The sequence below is a fragment of the Variovorax sp. YR752 genome (genome assembly GCF_943372545.1).
In genome coordinates this window covers 1-459 of record NZ_CALRZC010000080.1, presented here as the reverse complement: position 1 = coordinate 459, position 459 = coordinate 1, and the positions used below count along the sequence as shown (strand labels likewise).

The window sequence follows — 459 nt, the reverse complement described above, 5'->3', positions numbered from 1 at the left end:
CGTGTTCAGCGGCGTGGTGCCGGCGTCTGGCCGGCCAGCTCGGCCAGCAGTTCGGCCTCGGCCTGCGCCTCGCTCAGCGTGGCCACACCGAGTTCGGTCGCCGTCGGCGCTGCGGCGACGGCAGTGGCCAGACCGAGGCGGCGGCTCAGCTCGTCGGCGAGGGCGTCCAGCGAGGGATGATCGAACAGCAGCGTGGCCGGCAGCGGCCGGCCGACCGAGCGGGTCAACTGATTGCGCAGTTCCACGGCCATCAGCGAATCGAGCCCGGCTTCCTTCAGCGGCAGTGCGGTGCCGATCGGTGCGTCCGGCGCCAGTCCGATGACCTGGCGTGCCTGCTCGGCCAGGTGAGCGAGCACGGCGCCTCGGCGCTGGCTGGCCGGCAGCGCCATCCAGGCCTCGGCGCGAGTGGTCTTGCCGGCGACGGCAGCGCCGGCGCTGCCGGCGGCCGGCGCCCCGGCC

The 459-nt window shown here is 75.2% G+C and carries 1 protein-coding gene; it reads right to left on the bottom strand.

Going from position 1 to position 459, the window contains the following annotated elements; translation table 11 throughout:
- Window positions 1-5: 5 nt before the first annotated feature.
- Window positions 6-459 (bottom strand): acyl carrier protein (locus AAG801_RS19395; RefSeq protein WP_341889819.1); only part of this gene is annotated, 454 nt, incomplete at its 5' end.